The sequence below is a fragment of the Marinobacter bohaiensis genome (assembly GCF_003258515.1).
Lineage (GTDB): Bacteria > Pseudomonadota > Gammaproteobacteria > Pseudomonadales > Oleiphilaceae > Marinobacter_A > Marinobacter_A bohaiensis.
Genome location: NZ_QGEH01000001.1, coordinates 758,524 through 776,183, shown reverse-complemented (window position 1 = coordinate 776,183; position 17,660 = coordinate 758,524). Strand labels below are relative to the sequence as shown.

Sequence of the window (17,660 nt, the reverse complement as noted above, 5' to 3'; positions counted from 1 at the left end):
GCCGGGACCCCGAACGCCTTACCGGCGCCCGATAAAACGCGCCACCAGATCGCGCAGACCGCCCGAGAAACGCATCAGCTCCTCGCTCACCTTGTCCGCCGTCTGCGCCCGATCGGTACTGCTGTCCGCCAGCTCGGCGATGTTCACCACCTGCCGGTTGATCTCCTCAGACACCTGGCTTTGCTGCTCTACCGCCGCCGACATCTGCAGGAAGCGATCGGTGATGCGCCCGATGCCATCGACGATCTCACCCAGCGCACGCTCCGCCTCGCGCACCCTGTCCAAACCGGAACCGGCCACGACCTCGCCGTCGCGCGCGGCGCTCACCGCGGTGCCGACCTGTTTGCGGAAATCCTCGATGACGCTGTGGATGCGCGTCGTGCTCTCCCGCGTGCGGCCCGCCAGCGAACGCACTTCGTCAGCAACCACCGCAAAGCCGCGGCCCTGCTCACCGGCGCGGGCTGCCTCGATGGCGGCGTTCAGCGCCAGCAGGTTGGTCTGCTCGGCAATGTCACTGATCAGGTCAGCGGCCTCACCGATGCTGTCGGTGGACTGACCCAGCTTCTCCACCGCGTTGCCCACTTCGTGGACCCGCTCGACCAGGCTCTCGATCGCCTGCAGGGCCTGGCGCGACAACTCCGCACCCTGCGCCGCATGCTCATTGGCAGACTCCGCCTCCCGGGCATTGCGGGTGACGTTTTCCGAGACTTCGTGAATCGATGCGGTCATCTCGTTGATGGCCGAGGCCGTCTGGTCGGTTTCCGAACGCTGCCTGGCGATGTACTCGGAACCCTCACTGATGGCCTTGTGGCTGGTGGAGGCATGGCCGGCCAGGATGCCGGCCTGGTCCTCGATCCGGGCCAGAGCGGTGCGTAGCCGTGCTTCCTCGCTGATCAGCAGCATCGCCAGCTCGCCAAAACGGCCGCGCTGGTCGGTGTAGGTCATGGCGATGAGCGGGTCAGTGAAGGCATCATCGCGCAGATCGACCAGGGACTTCATCCGGTTATCGATCATGCCGCGCAGGGTAAAGCCGGCCGTCAGGTGACCGATAATCACCACCGCCGTGGCCCAGCCCGGCGATGCCCAGTGCAGAGCCGCCACACTGGCGATCAGGGAGACCAGCAATGGCAGCGCCACGATGAACACGTTGCGCAGGTTGGCCATTTTGATCACGCCGTTCTTGCCAGCGTTGAGCTTGCGATAGAGCTCCTCGGCTCGACGCTTCTGGTCCTCGGTGGGTGCGGTGCGCACGGACTCGTACCCCACCATCTGACCATTTTCACGCACCGGTGTGACGTAGGCGCTGACCCAGTAGTGGTCGCCGTTCCTGCACCGGTTCTTGACCACGCCCATCCAGGCGCGGCCGGCCTTCAGGGTGTCCCACATATGCTTGAACACGGAGGGCGGCATATCCGGGTGGCGGATGATGTTGTGGGCCTGCCCCACCAGCTCTTCCCGGGAAAAGCCGCTGATGTCGACGAACTCGTCGTTGCAGTAGGTGATAACCCCTTTGGCATTGGTGGTGGTGATCAGGCGACCACCGTCCGACATGCGGACTTCACGCTGGGTGACAGGGAGATTCTTTCGCATAGGAGTTCATGTCCTTCTGACGTTACGCCAAGTACGGATCCATCGGTACCTGTGTAGCCACTATAGACGTTGGCCAGGGGTGTTTCCGCAGTTCCGGTTTATGGATGGCGTATCGGGACGCCGAGCTGGTAGCGGCTGAAGGCTCGGCCACGAACAGCACGACCCGCTCAGGGTTCTTGTTGCAGGAAGAGAGAGGCGGGGCCGATACGCTTTCCCCTCGTATCGGCAACCATACGGATTAGATTAGCTGGCCGACTGCTTTTTTTTGGCCTTCCACCCGTCTTCACGGTTGATCGGCCCGACATCAAGCACCGGGGAGGCGTCGATCTCGTCGGCGTCCATCATGCTGGCGACCCGCTGCAGGGACGCCACGATCATGCTCTGCTCCCATTCGTGCAGGCTCTGGAACTTCTGGATGAAGTCTTCCTGCAGCGGCTGGGGAGCCTGGGCCAGCAATTCGGCACCGTCTTCGGTCAGGTGGGCATGGACCTTGCGCTTGTCCGCGGTGCTGCGCACCCGGTACACCAGCTTGCGATGCTCCAGACGGTCGAGGATGGTGGTCACGGTGGCCTGACTGAGGCTAACCTTGTCGGCGATGGTGCCAATAGTGACCTGCCCCAGATCGCGGATCGTCCGCATGATCAGAAGTTGCGGCGCCGTCAATCCGGCGTTTTTGCTGAGGCGCTTGGAGTGGAGATCGGTCGCGCGAATCACGCGCCGAAGAGCGACTAGCACCTGCTCGTAGTTGTTCATGAAGATTTCCCACGCTGCCGATTCGGCGAGGCCGAAATTATAGTGCTCCATGTTTTTCGAGTACAAAGCTTTTATATCAGACATTTCCACTACATCGCCGGCTCTGCAAAAACGATATGAAGAGAATGGCAACGCCCGTTCTGCCCTACAGAGCCCTAAAACGCCAGAGATTCGGTTTCAGGGTTGAGGCTGGCCGCTCTTCAATACTTATAACTCTAACTATTTGACCGCTTAAAGTCTAATCACTCATGACGCGAACCTTTGCCTCAAGCCCCGTCGTGAGGCACTATTCGGTTGCCCGGACTCAACGCGAAGCCCGTAAGCAAACAAGACCGCAGGGATTAGAAACCTTTATGCTTCAAAACAATCGCACTCGCAGCCATTTGCCGTCCTACGCGGTGCTGTCACGCCTCACCAGGAGCGCACTCGGCCGGCTATTCGCCCTGGCCCTCACACTGACGGCGGGCCCTATCCAGGCGCAGGACATGACGCCTCCGGCCGGCAATGGCGCGAACCAGGTCCAGGGCCCGACCGGCGCCGACGCGGACGACGTTCGGCAACGCATCGACCAGTTGGAAGAGCCCCTCTACAACCCATTCGTCGAGCGTTACCTGCTGGATGAAGTAAAGACCCTGCGTACCGAGATCCAGAGCACCCGGGCCGAACTCATCGAGAAGGTGGTGGACAAGGAACTCACCGTCGCCGACAAGACCATGTCCTACGCCACCGACACGGTGACCTACTTCTTCTACCTGATCGCCGGCGCCACCTCCATTCTGGTGGTCATCGGGTGGAACTCCATCCGGGATATGCGCAACCAGTTGGCCAGCGTGGCCGAGAAGCGGGTCAATGAGCTGGTGGTGGAATACGAGCAGCGACTCAAATTCATCGAAGAGCAGCTGCAGCAGAAATCGGACATCATCAACCGCAACCAGGAAGAGATCGAACGCACCAACGAAGTGCATTCGTTGTGGCTGAAAGCCAGTCAGGAAACCTCCCAGCAGAACAAGATTGCGGTCTACGACCAGATTCTCGATCTACGACCAGACGATGTGGAAGCCCTGAGCTACAAGGCCGACGCCGTGCTCGAGTTGAACGAGCCGCTGTGGGCCATCAGCCTCTGTCTGCGGGCACTCAAGCTGGCGCCGGACAACGGCCACCCGCATTACCAGTTGGCCTGCGCCTATGCCGAGATCGGCCGCTGGGAGGACGCCATCAAGAGCCTGTCCGCCGCCATCGACATTTCCGAGGCCTACCGGGACGACGCCTCGGTCGACCCGAGCTTTGCGCCGCTCCACGATTTCGACCAGTTCCGCCAGTTGGTCCACCCCGAGGATATGGAGGAATCGGAGAGCGGTCCGACCGAGTCCTGAATCCTGGCATGAACCCTGCCTTATGATCCCGACCACTTGTCAGGACTTCACGCCCGGGTCGCTGCCGGTTCCGGCTTTTTCGGCGACCCGCTCCATTTCTTGACAACGAAGAACGGGTGGTGTTTGTTTGTTGCATCGCCGTGCTCCCAATGGCTCGGCACGGCTGAAAAAACACCAAAAAAATGTTCTCAGAAAGCAAGGCAGGACAGACCAAAATGAAAACCAAGCTGAGTAAACTTGCGGTCGGGGTTAGCGCTTCACTCGCCATGATGGCCACCGGAGCCGCCAACGCGGAAATCAAGATCGGCATCGCCGGCCCGATGACCGGCGCCGTTGCCCAGTACGGCGACATGCAATTCTCCGGCGCGCGTATGGCGATCGAGCAGATCAACGCCAACGGCGGCGTCAACGGCGAGGAACTGGTCGCCGTTGAGCAGGACGACGTCTGCGACCCGAAACAGGCCGTCACCGTCGCCAACAACATGGTCAACGAAGGCGTGCGCTTCGTGGTTGGCCACCTGTGCTCCAGCTCCACCCAGCCGGCGTCCGACATTTATGAGGACGAAGGCATCCTCATGGTGACCCCGGCTTCCACCAGCCCGGCCATCACCGAGCGCGGCTACGAACTGGTGTTCCGCACCATTGGCCTGGATAGCATGCAGGGGCCGGTTGCGGCCAACTACATCGCCAGCCAGAGCCCGGAGCGCGTCGCGGTCATCCACGACAAGCAGCAGTATGGTGAAGGCATCGCCAGCGCGGTCAAATCCACCCTGGAGGACGACGGCGTCAACGTGGTGATGTACGAAGGCATCACTGCCGGCCAGAAAGACTTCTCTTCCCTGGTCACCAAACTGAAGCAGGCCAACGTCGACTTCGTCTACTACGGCGGCTACCACCCGGAGCTGGGCCTGATCCTGCGCCAGGCGCAGCAGGCCAGCCTCGACGCCCAGTTCATGGGCCCTGAAGGCGTGGGTAACAAGGACATCAACACCATCGCCGGCGACGCCGCCGAAGGCCTGCTGGTGACCCTGCCCCCGAGCTTCGACGAAAAGGCCGAGAACCAGGCGCTGGTCAAAGCCTTCCAGGACAAGGGCGAAGATCCCTCCGGCCCGTTCGTCCTCACCTCCTACGCGGCCGTTCAGCTGATTGCCGATGGCATCGAGCAGGCCGACTCCACGGATCCGTTTGACGTTGCCGAGGCCCTGCGCTCCGGCAGCTACGAGACCCCCATCGGTACAGTCGAATACGATCAGGCCGGTGATCTGAAGTCATTCGACTTCGTGGTCTACGAATGGCATTCAGATGGCAGCAAAACTCCGGTAGAATAACTAACGATTAAAAATCGGTAATAGTTGTGAGCAAGAGAGGACGACCCGAATGGTCACGCCTCTCTGAGGACACCTTCCCCTCACGAGGGGGAAGGTGTTTTTTTGGAACCCCGGTTTGGGAAGTCGCCGGCGACGCCAGCCAGTGACCTGCGATACATGGACGTGATGGCCGCAAGCCCTGTGGCAACAGGGGCTTTTGCGTCGCGTGATCGCCAACCGGGGTTTTTCATTTTCGGAGTTTCAAAAAAATGCACGACGTTCTGTACTTTCTCCAGCAGCTCATCAACGGGCTGACGGTAGGAAGCGCGTATGCCCTGATCGCCATCGGCTACACGATGGTTTACGGCATTATCGGCATGATCAACTTCGCCCACGGTGAGATTTACATGATCGGCGCTTACGTCTCGCTGATCGTCATCACCGGCCTGGCGGTCACCAGCCCCGCCTGGATTCCCCTGGTCCTGCTCGTTGCCCTGATCTGCGCCATCATCGTCTCCAGCTCCATGGGCTGGGCCGTCGAACGCGTCGCCTACCGCCCCGTCCGCGGCCAACACCGCCTGATTCCGCTGATTTCCGCCATCGGCATGTCCATCTTCCTGCAGAACTACGTTCACCTGGCCCAGGGCTCGCGCAACATCGGCTTCCCCCTGCTGATCGAAGGCGGCGTCACCCTGGGCGGCAGCGAGGACGGTTTCCAGGCCACACTGACCTACATGCAGCTCACCATCTTCGTGGTGACCCTGGTCTGCATGACCGGGCTGTCCCTGTTCATCTCCCGGTCCCGCATCGGCCGCGCCTGTCGCGCCGTGTCCCAGGACCGCAAGATGTCCAACCTGCTGGGCATCGACACCAACCGCATCATCGCCGCCACCTTCGTGATCGGGGCCTCTCTGGCCGCCGTGGCCGGTCTGTTGCTGGGCATGTATTACGGGTCGATCGACCCGCTGTTTGGTTTCATTGCCGGCCTGAAGGCGTTCACCGCCGCTGTACTCGGCGGCATCGGCAGTATTCCCGGGGCCATGCTCGGCGGGCTGATACTGGGCGTGGGCGAGAGTTTCACGTCCGGCTACCTGAGCGGTGAGTACAAAGACGTGGTGTCGTTCGGGCTGCTGATCCTCATCCTCCTGTTCCGGCCCACAGGCCTTCTCGGCAAACCGGAAGTGGAGAAGATCTGATGGTTGCACAGAATTTCCGCCATGCGCTGTTCTGCGCATTCATTACCCTGATTATTTCCTATCCCATCCTGGGCCTGAACCTGGAGGCACAGGGCATCAGCGTTAAGCTGACCGGTGCCGAAACCCAGACCTACATCGGCATCGCCATCGCGGTGCTGATTGTCTTCCTGTTCCAGCTGTTTCGTCCTGCGATTATGGGAGCCCTGGGCCAGGCCAAGGCGATCAACCCGATGGCCGGCCGCGCGCCGATGCCCCAGGAAAAGAAACTGACGATCGAGCGCATTGCCCTGATCGTGATCGTGCTGGGCGCCATGGCCTGGCCGTTTATCGCCTCCCGCGGCGCCGTCGACCTCGCCACGCTGGTGCTGATCTACATCATCCTGGGCCTCGGCCTGAACGTGGTCGTGGGCCTGGCGGGCCTGCTGGACCTGGGCTACGTCGCTTTCTACGCGGTGGGCGCCTACACCTTTGCCTTGCTGTCCCAGTACTACGGCTTTTCCTTCTGGATGGCGCTGCCCCTCGGCGCAATCCTGGCGGCGGCCTTCGGTTTCGTGCTGGGTTTCCCCGTGTTGCGCCTGCGGGGTGACTACCTCGCCATCGTGACCCTGGGCTTCGGGGAGATCATCCGTATCCTGCTGAACAACCTGACCGACCTGACCAACGGACCGGACGGGATCGGCGGCATCCCCGACCCGACGCTGTTCGGCATGGAGTTCGGCCGGCGCGTCAAGGAGGAAGGCAACACCTCGTTCCATGAAGTGTTCAACCTACCCTATGACAGCATGGACAAGGTGATCTACCTGTACCTGATCACACTGATCCTCGCCGTCGTCACGCTGGTGGTCATCCGCCGCCTGATCCGCATGCCGGTGGGCCGTTCCTGGGAAGCCCTGCGCGAAGACGAAATCGCCGCCCGTTCCCTGGGGCTGAGCCGTACCGCGGTCAAGCTCTCCGCCTTCACCATCGGCGCCTTCTTTGCCGGCTTCGCCGGTACCATCTTCGCGTCCAAGCAGGGCTTTATCAGTCCGGAGTCCTTCGTGTTCCTCGAATCCGCCATCATTCTGGCGATCGTGGTGCTGGGCGGCATGGGATCGCAGCTCGGGGTTATCCTCGCCGCGATCGCGGTCACCATCCTGCCCGAGCTGGCACGGGAATTCTCCGAATACCGCATGCTGATCTTCGGCGCCGCCATGGTGCTGATGATGGTCTGGCGCCCGCAGGGCCTGCTGCCCATGACCCGGGTCCACATCAAACTCAAACAGCAGGAAGCGGGAGTGACTGACCATGCTTGAAGTACGCGACCTGTCGATGCGTTTCGGCGGCCTGTTGGCCGTCGACCAGGTGTCCCTGGACGTGGGTGACCGCGAGATCGTGTCCATCATCGGCCCCAATGGGGCCGGCAAAACGACGGTGTTTAACTGCCTGAGCGGGTTCTATCGCCCCACCGGCGGCACCATCAAGTTCAAGGAGCGCGAGATCCAGGGCAAGCCGGATTACAAGATCTCGCGGATGGGCATGGTTCGCACGTTCCAGCACGTGCGGCTGTTCAGCAAAATGACGGTGGTGGAAAACCTTCTGGTCGCCCAGCACCGTCACCTGAACACCAACCTGTTTGCCGGCCTGGTGAAAACACCGGACTACCGCAAGCGTGAAGAGAAATCACTGGAGCGAGCCGCCTACTGGCTCGAGCGGGTCGGCCTGACGGAGATGGCCAACCGCGATGCCGGCAACCTGGCCTACGGCCAGCAGCGCCGCCTGGAGATTGCCCGCTGCATGGTGACCGAGCCGGAGCTGCTGATGCTCGACGAGCCGGCCGCCGGACTCAATCCCAACGAAACCCGGCAACTCAACGAGCTGATCATCAGCCTCAAGGAAGACTACTGCGTCTCCGTGGTCCTGATCGAGCACGACATGAGCCTCGTCATGGGTATTTCCGACCGCATCAACGTCATCAACCAGGGCCGACCGCTGGCCAGTGGGACGCCCGAGGAAATCCGGCAGAACGACGACGTGATCAAGGCCTACCTGGGCGAGGAGTAAAAGGATCAACCATGCTGGTACTTGAAAACATCCATACCCACTACGGCAAGATCGAGGCGCTGCACGGCGTCTCGGTGGAGGTCAAGGAAGGCGAGATCGTCTCCCTGATCGGTGCCAACGGGGCGGGCAAAACGACGCTGCTGATGACTGTCTGTGGCGATCCGCAGGCCAGCTCGGGGCGCGTGTTGTTCCGGGGCGAGGACATCACCCACAAGCCCACCTCCGACATCATGCGGTCGGGCATCGCCATTGTGCCGGAAGGCCGCCGGGTGTTCCCCGGTCTGACGGTGGAAGAGAACCTGCATATGGGGGGCTTCTTCAATACCAAGGCGGAGATCCGCAAGAGCCAGGACCACGTGTTCGAGCTTTTCCCGCGCCTAAAGGAACGCCGCAACCAGCGCGCCGGCACCATGTCCGGCGGCGAGCAGCAGATGCTGGCCATCGGCCGCGCCCTGATGTCGAAACCCCGCATGATCATCCTGGACGAGCCCTCCCTGGGGTTGGCGCCGCTGATCATCAAGCAGATCTTCGACATCATCAGCACCCTGCGCGATGAAGGCATCACCGTCTTCCTGGTGGAGCAGAACGCCAAGCAGGCCCTGAAGCTGGCCGACCGCGGCTATGTGCTGGAGACGGGCCGTATCCGGCTGGAAGACTCCGGCGCCAACCTGCTCGCCAACGAAGACGTGCAGAAAGCCTATCTGGGCGGCTAGAACCCGCCGGCGCCCCTCCGGGCGCCGTGATCGTCAGGCACAAAAAAGCCGGGCCCTTGGGCCCGGCTTTTTCATGAAGGAAGACACCCGCGCTTATTGAACGCTCTTGATGGTGCCCTTGTAGCCTTCAACGGTTACGTCAATGGTGCCGTAAACCAGGTAGTCCGTCTTCTTGACGGTGTAACGCGGAGCCACGATCACGTCGGCACCGGAAGACTTGATGGCGTTGTAGGCCGCAGCGGCCTTAACCGGAGCAACCGCGTCCAGCATGGCCAGCGGAGAACCGCCACCAGCGCCGGCGCCGTATGCAACGCCGTCGGCGTATTCGGATTCACCACCAACGGTGAAGAACAGGATCTTGGTCGCAGAGGAATGGCCAGTGATCTTCTCGCCAACATCAATGTCAGCTTTCAGGTCAGTGTCTACGTGTCCGGACAGGGGAACCGGGTTGGAGCTGACGTTCATGGAGCTACAACCAGACAGTGCGCCTGCCAGAACCAGGCTTGAAGCGATCAGTACTTTTTTCACGACTACTTCTCTCCGTGTGTGATATGTGAGCCATCGTGGCGGGCGCAACTATAAATGAGTGACACCCATATTACAAATAATAAATATAAAGTTAGTTTTTAGATCTTTTTGGAATATATGTTATCACTGTGTTCATTTTTTATCTGAACAATCAGTCAATTGAGGCCCGGACGGGTCGCTGTCTACCAAAACTTGTCTATACTCTGTTGAACGGTCAGGCCGAGCCCCGGCGTTCGAGAACCGGGACGAGCACGACGTTGCCCGCAAAGGCACAACGTCAGGAGAACCACGTCAGGGCCGTTACGTTGTTTTCACATCGATGCAAGCACGACAAGGAGTTGGACCATGAAAAAAATTATCGCAGGAGCCATGCTTCTGGGCGCTTCCAGCCTCGCTTTCGCACAGCCGGGCTGTGGTGTCGGCGCCATGATCTGGAAGGGGCAGTCGGGGATGGCCCCGCACATTCTCGCGGCGACCACCAACGGCACGCTCGGTAACCAGACCTTCGGCATGACCACCGGAACCCTGGGCTGTAACACCAACGAATCGGTTCAGTCGATGGCCATGTACATGGATAACAACATCGACAAGATTGCCCGTGACATGTCCCGGGGCGAAGGCGAAAACCTCGATACCCTGGCGGTTCTGTTGAAAGTCGACGAAGCCGATCGTCCGGCCTTCCGCCAACTGATGCAGGACAACTTCGCCACCATTTTCCCATCTTCCGATACCACCTCGGATGAAGCGGTGTCCGCCATCGTGGCCTTGCTGGAGTCGCATGAGACCCTCGGCAAGTACATCGCCTGATCCTGACCTGCAGGGATAGCCCTTCGCGCCAGGGACGGCGCACAGCACAGCTATTTCCCAAGCACCACCGATCCGAGATCGCATGCAACGACATTCGCTGTCGGGGCCACGGCCCCGTTTGTTGGCCCTGATCGCAACGGCCTTTCTGGCTTCGTCTGCCCTGGCCGCTCCGCCCCTTGATCAACTCGCCCAGGATCCGGCCTGGCTCACCCTGGGCCATTACCGCCCCGACACCCTGGGCAGCGGCTACACCTCCCAGGCCGATGACGCCGGCTTTTTTCTCAGCGTCGACGGCAAGGATTCCCCGGAGGCCGAACTGCGCGCCACTTTGGCGGCCATCCAGCAACCCGGCGACGGTGACCAGCACGCCCGCTGCCGCTTCCCGGCCAGGGACCGCTGGCTTCGCCAGCAACTGGACCTGCCACAGAACACGCCGGACTGCCCGGCCTTCGACACCTGGCGCCAGGAACTGAACACCGAAACCGTGACCCTGGTGTTCGCCGCGTCCTACCTCAACAGTCCATCGTCGATGTTCGGGCACACCTTCCTGCGGCTGGATCCGCCCGGCACGGAAAACGACGAAGAGGCGGACCTGTTGCTGGCCAGCACCATTTCCTACGCCGCGGACGCCGCCGCCCACGACAGCGAGATCATGTTCGCCTACCGGGGTATTTTCGGCGGCTATCCGGGCATCACCTCGGTGAAGCCCTATTACGAAAAGATCCGCCTGTACTCGGACATCGAGAACCGGGACCTGTGGGAATACCGGCTCAACCTGACGCCGGAAGAAACCGACATGCTGCTGGCCCACGCGTGGGAGATCCGCGAGAAGAATTTCGACTACTACTTCTTCGACGAGAACTGCGCCTATCGCCTGCTGGCGCTGATCGACGTCGCCCGGCCCGGCACCAACCTGCTCGACGAAGTCGGCACCCATGCCATTCCCTCCGACACGGTACGCTGGGTGGTCGACCACGATCTGGTGGCGTCGATCCACTACCGGCCTTCTTCCGCCACCGTCGTCGAACACTACCTGGAACAGCTCCCCCCGGATGAAAGGGATCTGGCCGCTGACCTGGCCGACGGCGAGCGCACTGTGGCGGCACCGGCCATCCAGTCCCTGCCCGACGAGTCACGGGCCCACGTGCTGGACGCCACCTACGACTACGTACGCTATCAGGCGCAGGAAGAAGACTGGCCCCGGGACCGGGCCGCCCCCCTGTCCTACGACCTGCTCAAGGCCCGCAGCCGGATCAACGACGCGCCTCCACTGGAGCAGCCGGCCGAGCCGCCCATTCGCGACGACCAGGGTCACGACACGTTCCGGGCCGGCCTGACCGCTGGCCAGCAGGGAGACCGCGACTACATTCAGTTGAGCCTGCGGCCGGCCTACCACGACCTGCTGGATCCACCGGAAGGCTATCGTCAGGGCGCCCAGTTGCAGTTCCTGCGGCTCGATACCCGTTACTACACGGACAATGACGAAGTACAACTGGAGCAACTCGTGGGTGTGGAAATCCGCTCGCTGTCGGTCCGCGACCGCTTCTTTTCGCCACTGTCCTGGCAGGTGGGCTTCGGCGGACGGCGGACGGAAATTGAATCGGGCAAGCGCGTCTTCACCCCCTACCTGGACGGCGGCGCCGGCTTCGGCTGGGCGACTTCATCCAACAGCCAGCTCTACGCCATGGGAACGGCCGACCTGGAGATCGACAATGACCTGGACAAGGGCTACGACACAGCACCCGGCGCCGATCTCGGCTGGCTCTACCAGGGGCATCGGTTAAGCATCATGGGAGGCGTTAAAAGCAAGGCGTGGCTGATCGGCGATCATCATCGCGAGGACATCGGCTACGCGAGCGTTTCCTGGCACCTGGATCCGTCCGCCAGTCTCACCGCCGGCTGGCAGCGCAAACACCACTTCGACAGGTATGAAACCCAATGGCACGCCGGACTGCACGTGTACTTCTAACGCTCTCGCTGGCCCTGCCGCTGCTGATGCTGGGCGGCTGTTCGAGTCTGTTCTTCTATCCGGACAAGACGGTCTACATCACGCCGGACCAGTTAAACCTGGAGTACCGGGACGTTTACCTGGACACGGTCGACGGCGAGCGGCTCCACGGCTGGTGGCTTCCGGCGCAGGGAGAACCTCACGGTACCGTCTACTTCCTGCACGGCAACGCCCAGAACATGAGCAGCCACCTGCTCAACGTGGCCTGGATGCCCAAGGAGGCCTACAACGTCTTCCTGATCGATTATCGCGGCTACGGCCAGTCCACCGGCGCACCGGATATCGAGGGTGCCCTGACGGACTCAGAGACCGGCTTTCGCTGGCTGGTGCAACAACCGGACACCGGGCCCTATTATCTGCTGGGACAGAGCCTGGGTGGCGGCCTGGGGCTGATGCTGGCCGCGGAATGGCAAGACCGGGGTGAACAGCCGCCCTTGACCGCGGTCGTGCTGGACAGCACCTTCGCCGGTTTCCGCGCCATCGCCCGGGAAAAGCTCGACAGTTTCTGGCTCACCTGGCTGTTCCAGGTGCCGCTGAGCTGGACCATCCCGGGGGACTACGAAGGCGTCGATCACATCGACCGAATCAGCCCGGTGCCGGTCATGGTGATCCACAGCCTGCGCGACGGCATTATCCCCTTCCACAACGGCACATCGCTCTACACGGCCGCGAAGCAGCCCAAGGAATTCCTGCAGACCAACACGCCCCACGCGTCGACGTTTGTGATCCCGGCCTACCGGGAGGCGGTGGTGGCGTTTCTTGAGGAGGCCGCTTCGAACGAGGAAAGCACCACTTCAGGCGAGTAGAGGCCCGGCGGCCACGCCGAGGCACCTGGGCAAGAACGTTTATTGCGCCCCTGGATCAGGTGAGGCAGTAGATTTCAGGCACAAAAAAGCCGCCCCGTGGGGCGGCTCTCTCATTCAGGGCCTGGATCAGGCGCCGAATTCGGTCGGCTGCTCGCCTTCCTTCACTTCTTTCATGGACAGCTTCACGCGACCGCGGTTGTCCACATCCAGCACCTTGACCAGTACTTCCTGGCCTTCGCTGAGCTCGTCAGTGACGTTCTCAATGCGACGCTCGGCGATCTGGGAAATGTGCACCAGACCATCCTTGCCCGGCAGGATGTTGACGAAGGCGCCGAAGTCCACAATGCGCTCAACCTTGCCCTTGTAGATCGCACCGACTTCGATTTCGGCGGTGATCTCCATGACGCGCTTCTGCGCGGCCTGGGCGGCGGCCTGGTTGTCGGCGTAGATCTTGACGTTGCCGTCGTCGTCCAGGTCGATGGAGGCGCCGGTGTCGTCGCAGATTGAGCGGATCACGGAACCGCCCTTGCCGATCACGTCACGGATCTTGTCCGGGTGGATCTTCATGCTGGTGATGCTTGGGGCACGGTCGGACAGCGTGGAGCGCGGCTCGGAGATGACCTTGGCCATTTCACCCAGGATATGCTGACGCGCAGAGTGCGCCTGCTCCAGGGCGATTTCCATGATCTCTTCGGTAATGCCGGTGATCTTGATGTCCATCTGCAGGGCGGTGATGCCCTCGGCGGTACCCGCGACCTTGAAGTCCATGTCGCCCAGGTGGTCTTCGTCACCCAGGATGTCGGTCAGGACCGCGAACTGCTCGCCTTCCTTGACCAGACCCATGGCGATACCGGCCACCGGTGCCTTGATGGGGACACCCGCGTCCATCAGCGCCAGACTGGAACCACAGACCGAGGCCATGGAGCTGGAACCGTTGGATTCGGTGATCTCGGAAACCGCACGGATGGTGTACGGGAACTCTTCAACGGTCGGCATGACCGCCGCCACACCACGCTTGGCCAGACGACCGTGACCGATTTCACGACGGCCCGGAGCGCCTACGCGGCCGGTCTCGCCAACACTGAACGGCGGGAAGTTGTAGTGGAACAGGAACGGATCCTTACGCTCACCTTCCAGCGCGTCGATGATCTGCATGTCGCGCGCGGTGCCCAGGGTGGTGGTCACGATGGCCTGGGTCTCGCCACGGGTGAACAGGGCGGAACCGTGGGTGCTCGGCAGCACGCCCACTTCCACTTCGATCGGACGCACGGTCTTGTTGTCACGACCGTCGATACGCGGCTTGCCTTCAATGACCTGGCGACGAACGATGGTCTTTTCCAGTTTGCCGAAGTAGGCCTTAACCTCGTCCTCGGACGGCTGGCCTTCCTCTTCGCCGGCCAGCTTCTCGACGGCGTCGTTGCGAACTTCGCCCAGACGCTTGTAACGCTCCATCTTGTCGCGAATGCCGTAGGCTTCGGTGACGGCGTCGCTGAAGCCGGACTCCAGCGCGTCCGCCAGGGAGGTGTTGACCTCGGCCGGCGTCCACTCCCAGCGCGGTTGACCGGCTTCGGCAGCCAGTTCCTTGATAGCGGTAACGGCGGTCTGCATGGCGTCGTGCGCGAACAGGACCGCGCCCAGCATCTGGTCTTCGGTCAGGCCCTGGGCCTCGGACTCAACCATGAGCACCGCGTCCTGGGTACCGGCCACGACCATGTCCAGCTTGGACGTTTCCAACTGTTCGAACGTGGGGTTCAGGAAGTAACCGTCCTCGTCGGTGTAACCCACACGGGACGCGCCCACCGGGCCTTCAAACGGCACGCCGGAGAGGGCCAGTGCAGCGGAGGCGGCCAGCATGCCGGCGATGTCCGGATCCTGGGTCTTGCTGGAGGACATGACGGTACAGATGACCTGCACTTCGTTCATGAAGCCTTTCGGGAACAGCGGACGGATCGGACGGTCGATCAGGCGGGACGTCAGGGTTTCCTTCTCGGAAGGACGACCTTCACGCTTGAAGAAGCCACCCGGGATCTTACCCACCGCGTAGGTCTTCTCGCTGTAGTTGACGGTCAGCGGGAAGAACGGCTGGCCCGGCTTGGGCTCTTTCTGGGCCACGACCGTGCCCAGCACGGAGATGTCGTCGATAGTGACCAGCACGGAGCCAGTGGCCTGGCGTGCGATGCGTCCAGTTTCCAGGGTGACTGTCTTGCCACCGAGTTCAAATGATTTCTTTACCGGATTCACGGTAACTCCTTCACTTTCAATCATATTTCCGGAAAACGCGGCGTTTTCCCCTCAGAGGCTTCGCGGGTCAGAGTGTCGGGACTTACCGGACTGAAAGCTAACAGGCTGTTGAAAAACGTCGCCAGAGTGCCGGCGCCTTTCAACAACCTGCTATTGTTCGGGCTTTCATCACCGACCGGTGTCGGAAACAGCTCTGGATGTCCTGCGATAACCGAATTGTGCCGGCGGGACTGGCGATACTCGACAGGGCGGTCGTTCGTGACGGGCCCATGGCAAGGACCGACAGCGTCGGCATTGCGCCGGATCCCCGGGCCAAAGCCCCGAATCCGGTGTTCGCTGCGGCGCAGCGTGAAAGGCGAGATAGACTGCCGGGAGAGCAGAGCTCTCCGGGCAGAACCGGCAGGGACCCGGTTCCATCTTTTCAGCATCGGCACCCTTGCGGACGCCTGAGCTGCAAGACAACGGAGGCCGGGACGCACTGCCGTTTCAGACAAAGACTCAGTCGTCTCTTAGCGACGCAGACCGAGACGCTGGATCAGGTCCAGGTAGCGATCGGCGTTCTTCTTCTTCAGGTAGTCCAGCAGCTTACGACGCTGGTTAACCATCCGAATCAGGCCACGGCGGGAATGGTGATCCTGCTTGTTGGCCTTGAAGTGATTCTGCAGCTTGTCGATGTTGGCGCTCAGCAGTGCAACCTGCACTTCCGGGGAACCGGTGTCGCCTTCACCTTGCTGAAAATCAGTGACGATCTGTGACTTCTCTGCGGCAGACAGTGCCATAACTCACCTCTTGGTTTGCGATGCCTTTCGTATTCGGCCGAACCGCGCATCTCTACAGCCCGGCTAAACCTGACGCCCGCTACACAGCGTTAACGGCGTTCAGGCCTGCTTCACCAGACGACGCGGGCTAACCCGACCATCCGGCAACTGCTCGCCCAATCCGAGAAAACGCTCGTCTCCGTAGAGGCGAACCCATCCCGGCGGGTGACCCGACATTTTAACGGGTTGTCCGTTCAATATCGATACAATCTGCTCATCCTGAAGCATTATTTTCGGGAAGGCTTCCAGCGCGGCGTCCACCGGAACCAGCAGCGGGTCCAGCGACTGGCCTTCCTCGCGCATCCGTTCCAGCTCGGCGACGTCGTGCGCCTGATCAAGCCCGAAACCCGCGGCGCCGGTACGACGCAAGCTTGTGACGTGCGCCCCGCAGCCCAGGGCCTCGCCAATGTCCTCCACCAGCGAGCGGATGTAGGTGCCCTTGCTGCAGGACACGGCAATGTCGAAGTGGCGGCCGTCGAACGACAGCAGCTCCAGGGAATGGATGGTCACCGGCCGTGCCGGTCGCTCAATCTCGATGCCTTCGCGAGCATACTCGTACAGCGGGCGCCCCTTGTGCTTGAGTGCCGAGTACATCGACGGGACCTGTTCGATCGCCCCCCGGAAACGCGGCAGCACCGCGTCCAGATCCGCCTGCGACAGCCCTTCGGGTAGCGCCCGCTCGGCCATCACCGCGCCGTCGCTGTCGCCGCTGTCGGTGATCACGCCAAGTTGCCCTGTGGCGACGTAGGCTTTATCGCTGTCGAGCATCAGCTGGGAAAACTTGGTGGCTTCGCCGAAGCAAAGCGGCAGCACCCCGGTCGCCAACGGGTCCAGACTGCCGGTGTGGCCGGCTTTGGCGGCGCCATACAACCGCTTGACCTGCTGCAGAACGCCGTTGGAGGTGACACCCTGGGGCTTGTCGATCACCAGGATGCCGTTCACCTCACGGCCTCGACGACGCCGGCTCAATCCCGGCTCTCCTCGTCGGCGTCGTCGGACGGTCCGACCGCCGGCTTCTTGCCCATGGCCTGGTCGATCAGGCTGTCGATATGACGGCTCTGACCACCCAGCGTGTCGAAGTGGAAGCGCAGCTGGGGAACCACCCGCAGCTTCATCGCCCGTCCGAGCTGGCTGCGCAGGAAGCCCGCCGCCTTACGCAGAACCTTGAGCGAATCCTGCACGCTTTCATCGTCTTCCGTGACCTCGTCGGCGGTCAGCAGCGAAATGTAAACGTCGGCATAGCCCAGGTCCCGGCTGACCTTGACGGCATTGATGGTGACCATGCCCAGACGCGGATCCTTGATCTCACGCTGGACCATAACGGCCAGTTCTTTCTGGATCTGGTCCGCAACCCGGTCAACCCGGCTGAATTCTTTTGGCATGGTTACGCCCTGTCGTTTCGGCACCACCACAAACCTGAGGTGCCTTTTGCGAGCGGCTCAAGGCCCCTCTGAATGCACGGCGCCCCGGAGTCCGGGGC

Annotated in this window: 16 protein-coding genes; 9 read left to right on the top strand and 7 right to left on the bottom strand. The window is 61.7% G+C overall.

The genetic code is table 11. The annotated features are described in order from the left end of the window. Positions 1-18: 18 nt before the first annotated feature. Together DKK67_RS03450 and DKK67_RS03445 are read right to left on the bottom strand one after the other, a co-directional pair. Positions 19-1,590: a methyl-accepting chemotaxis protein gene (locus tag DKK67_RS03450; protein ID WP_111494411.1), complete on the bottom strand. Its 1,572-nt coding sequence runs from the start codon at positions 1,588-1,590 to the stop codon at positions 19-21. A 243-nt stretch (positions 1,591-1,833) separates the two neighbouring features. Further along, positions 1,834-2,343 (bottom strand): MarR family winged helix-turn-helix transcriptional regulator, encoded by a 510-nt coding sequence (locus DKK67_RS03445; protein ID WP_111496751.1) that lies wholly within the window; start codon positions 2,341-2,343, stop codon positions 1,834-1,836. 485 nt (positions 2,344-2,828) lie between these two features. Here DKK67_RS03445 and DKK67_RS03440 point away from each other — a divergent pair, with 485 nt between their 5' ends. From DKK67_RS03440 to DKK67_RS03415, 6 genes are all read left to right on the top strand, one after another. After that, positions 2,829-3,716 (top strand): TPR end-of-group domain-containing protein, encoded by an 888-nt coding sequence (locus DKK67_RS03440; protein WP_111496750.1) that lies wholly within the window; start codon positions 2,829-2,831, stop codon positions 3,714-3,716. Positions 3,717-3,931: 215 nt separating this feature from the next. Then, positions 3,932-5,044: a branched-chain amino acid ABC transporter substrate-binding protein gene (locus tag DKK67_RS03435; protein WP_111494409.1), complete on the top strand. Its 1,113-nt coding sequence runs from the start codon at positions 3,932-3,934 to the stop codon at positions 5,042-5,044. A gap of 248 nt (positions 5,045-5,292) precedes the next feature. Continuing rightward, entirely contained in the window at positions 5,293-6,219 is a 927-nt protein-coding gene (livH, locus tag DKK67_RS03430) for a high-affinity branched-chain amino acid ABC transporter permease LivH (protein WP_111494407.1), read from the top strand. Beyond that, on the top strand, positions 6,219-7,511 hold the full coding sequence (locus DKK67_RS03425; RefSeq protein ID WP_111494405.1) for a high-affinity branched-chain amino acid ABC transporter permease LivM: 1,293 nt from the start codon (positions 6,219-6,221) through the stop codon (positions 7,509-7,511). Before livH ends, DKK67_RS03425 begins: the two co-directional genes overlap by 1 nt. Then, entirely contained in the window at positions 7,504-8,259 is a 756-nt protein-coding gene (livG, locus tag DKK67_RS03420) for a high-affinity branched-chain amino acid ABC transporter ATP-binding protein LivG (RefSeq protein ID WP_111494403.1), read from the top strand. Before DKK67_RS03425 ends, livG begins: the two co-directional genes overlap by 8 nt. A gap of 11 nt (positions 8,260-8,270) precedes the next feature. Beyond that, complete coding sequence (locus DKK67_RS03415; protein ID WP_111494401.1) at positions 8,271-8,972, top strand: ABC transporter ATP-binding protein; 702 nt, start codon at positions 8,271-8,273, stop codon at positions 8,970-8,972. A 93-nt stretch (positions 8,973-9,065) separates the two neighbouring features. Here DKK67_RS03415 and DKK67_RS03410 read toward each other — a convergent pair whose 3' ends face one another. Then, complete coding sequence (locus DKK67_RS03410) at positions 9,066-9,500, bottom strand: hypothetical protein (protein ID WP_111494399.1); 435 nt, start codon at positions 9,498-9,500, stop codon at positions 9,066-9,068. Between the two features lie 345 nt (positions 9,501-9,845). Here DKK67_RS03410 and DKK67_RS03405 point away from each other — a divergent pair, with 345 nt between their 5' ends. The 3 genes from DKK67_RS03405 to DKK67_RS03395 all read left to right on the top strand — a co-directional run bounded on the left by DKK67_RS03405 (position 9,846) and on the right by DKK67_RS03395 (position 13,121). Next, positions 9,846-10,307, top strand: coding sequence for a DUF3015 domain-containing protein (locus tag DKK67_RS03405; protein WP_111494397.1), 462 nt, complete (start codon positions 9,846-9,848; stop codon positions 10,305-10,307). An 82-nt stretch (positions 10,308-10,389) separates the two neighbouring features. Beyond that, positions 10,390-12,276 (top strand): Lnb N-terminal periplasmic domain-containing protein, encoded by a 1,887-nt coding sequence (locus DKK67_RS03400; protein ID WP_111494395.1) that lies wholly within the window; start codon positions 10,390-10,392, stop codon positions 12,274-12,276. Then, positions 12,246-13,121 carry an alpha/beta hydrolase gene (locus tag DKK67_RS03395; protein ID WP_111494393.1) on the top strand — a complete coding sequence of 292 codons (876 nt, stop codon included), beginning with the start codon at positions 12,246-12,248 and terminating at the stop codon, positions 13,119-13,121. The genes DKK67_RS03400 and DKK67_RS03395 overlap by 31 nt, the downstream gene beginning before the upstream one ends. 126 nt (positions 13,122-13,247) lie before the next feature. Here the strand turns inward: DKK67_RS03395 and pnp are convergent, their stop codons facing one another. From pnp to rbfA, 4 genes are all read right to left on the bottom strand, one after another. Continuing rightward, a complete protein-coding gene (gene pnp, locus DKK67_RS03390; RefSeq protein ID WP_228160499.1) occupies positions 13,248-15,362 on the bottom strand; it encodes a polyribonucleotide nucleotidyltransferase in 2,115 nt (704 codons plus the stop codon). Between the two features lie 509 nt (positions 15,363-15,871). Then, positions 15,872-16,141: a 30S ribosomal protein S15 gene (gene rpsO / locus DKK67_RS03385; protein ID WP_111494389.1), complete on the bottom strand. Its 270-nt coding sequence runs from the start codon at positions 16,139-16,141 to the stop codon at positions 15,872-15,874. A 99-nt stretch (positions 16,142-16,240) separates the two neighbouring features. Next, positions 16,241-17,149 (bottom strand): tRNA pseudouridine(55) synthase TruB, encoded by a 909-nt coding sequence (gene truB, locus DKK67_RS03380; protein WP_111494387.1) that lies wholly within the window; start codon positions 17,147-17,149, stop codon positions 16,241-16,243. Next, a complete protein-coding gene (gene rbfA / locus DKK67_RS03375; protein ID WP_111494385.1) occupies positions 17,146-17,562 on the bottom strand; it encodes a 30S ribosome-binding factor RbfA in 417 nt (138 codons plus the stop codon). The genes truB and rbfA overlap by 4 nt, the downstream gene beginning before the upstream one ends. Positions 17,563-17,660 lie beyond the last annotated feature (98 nt).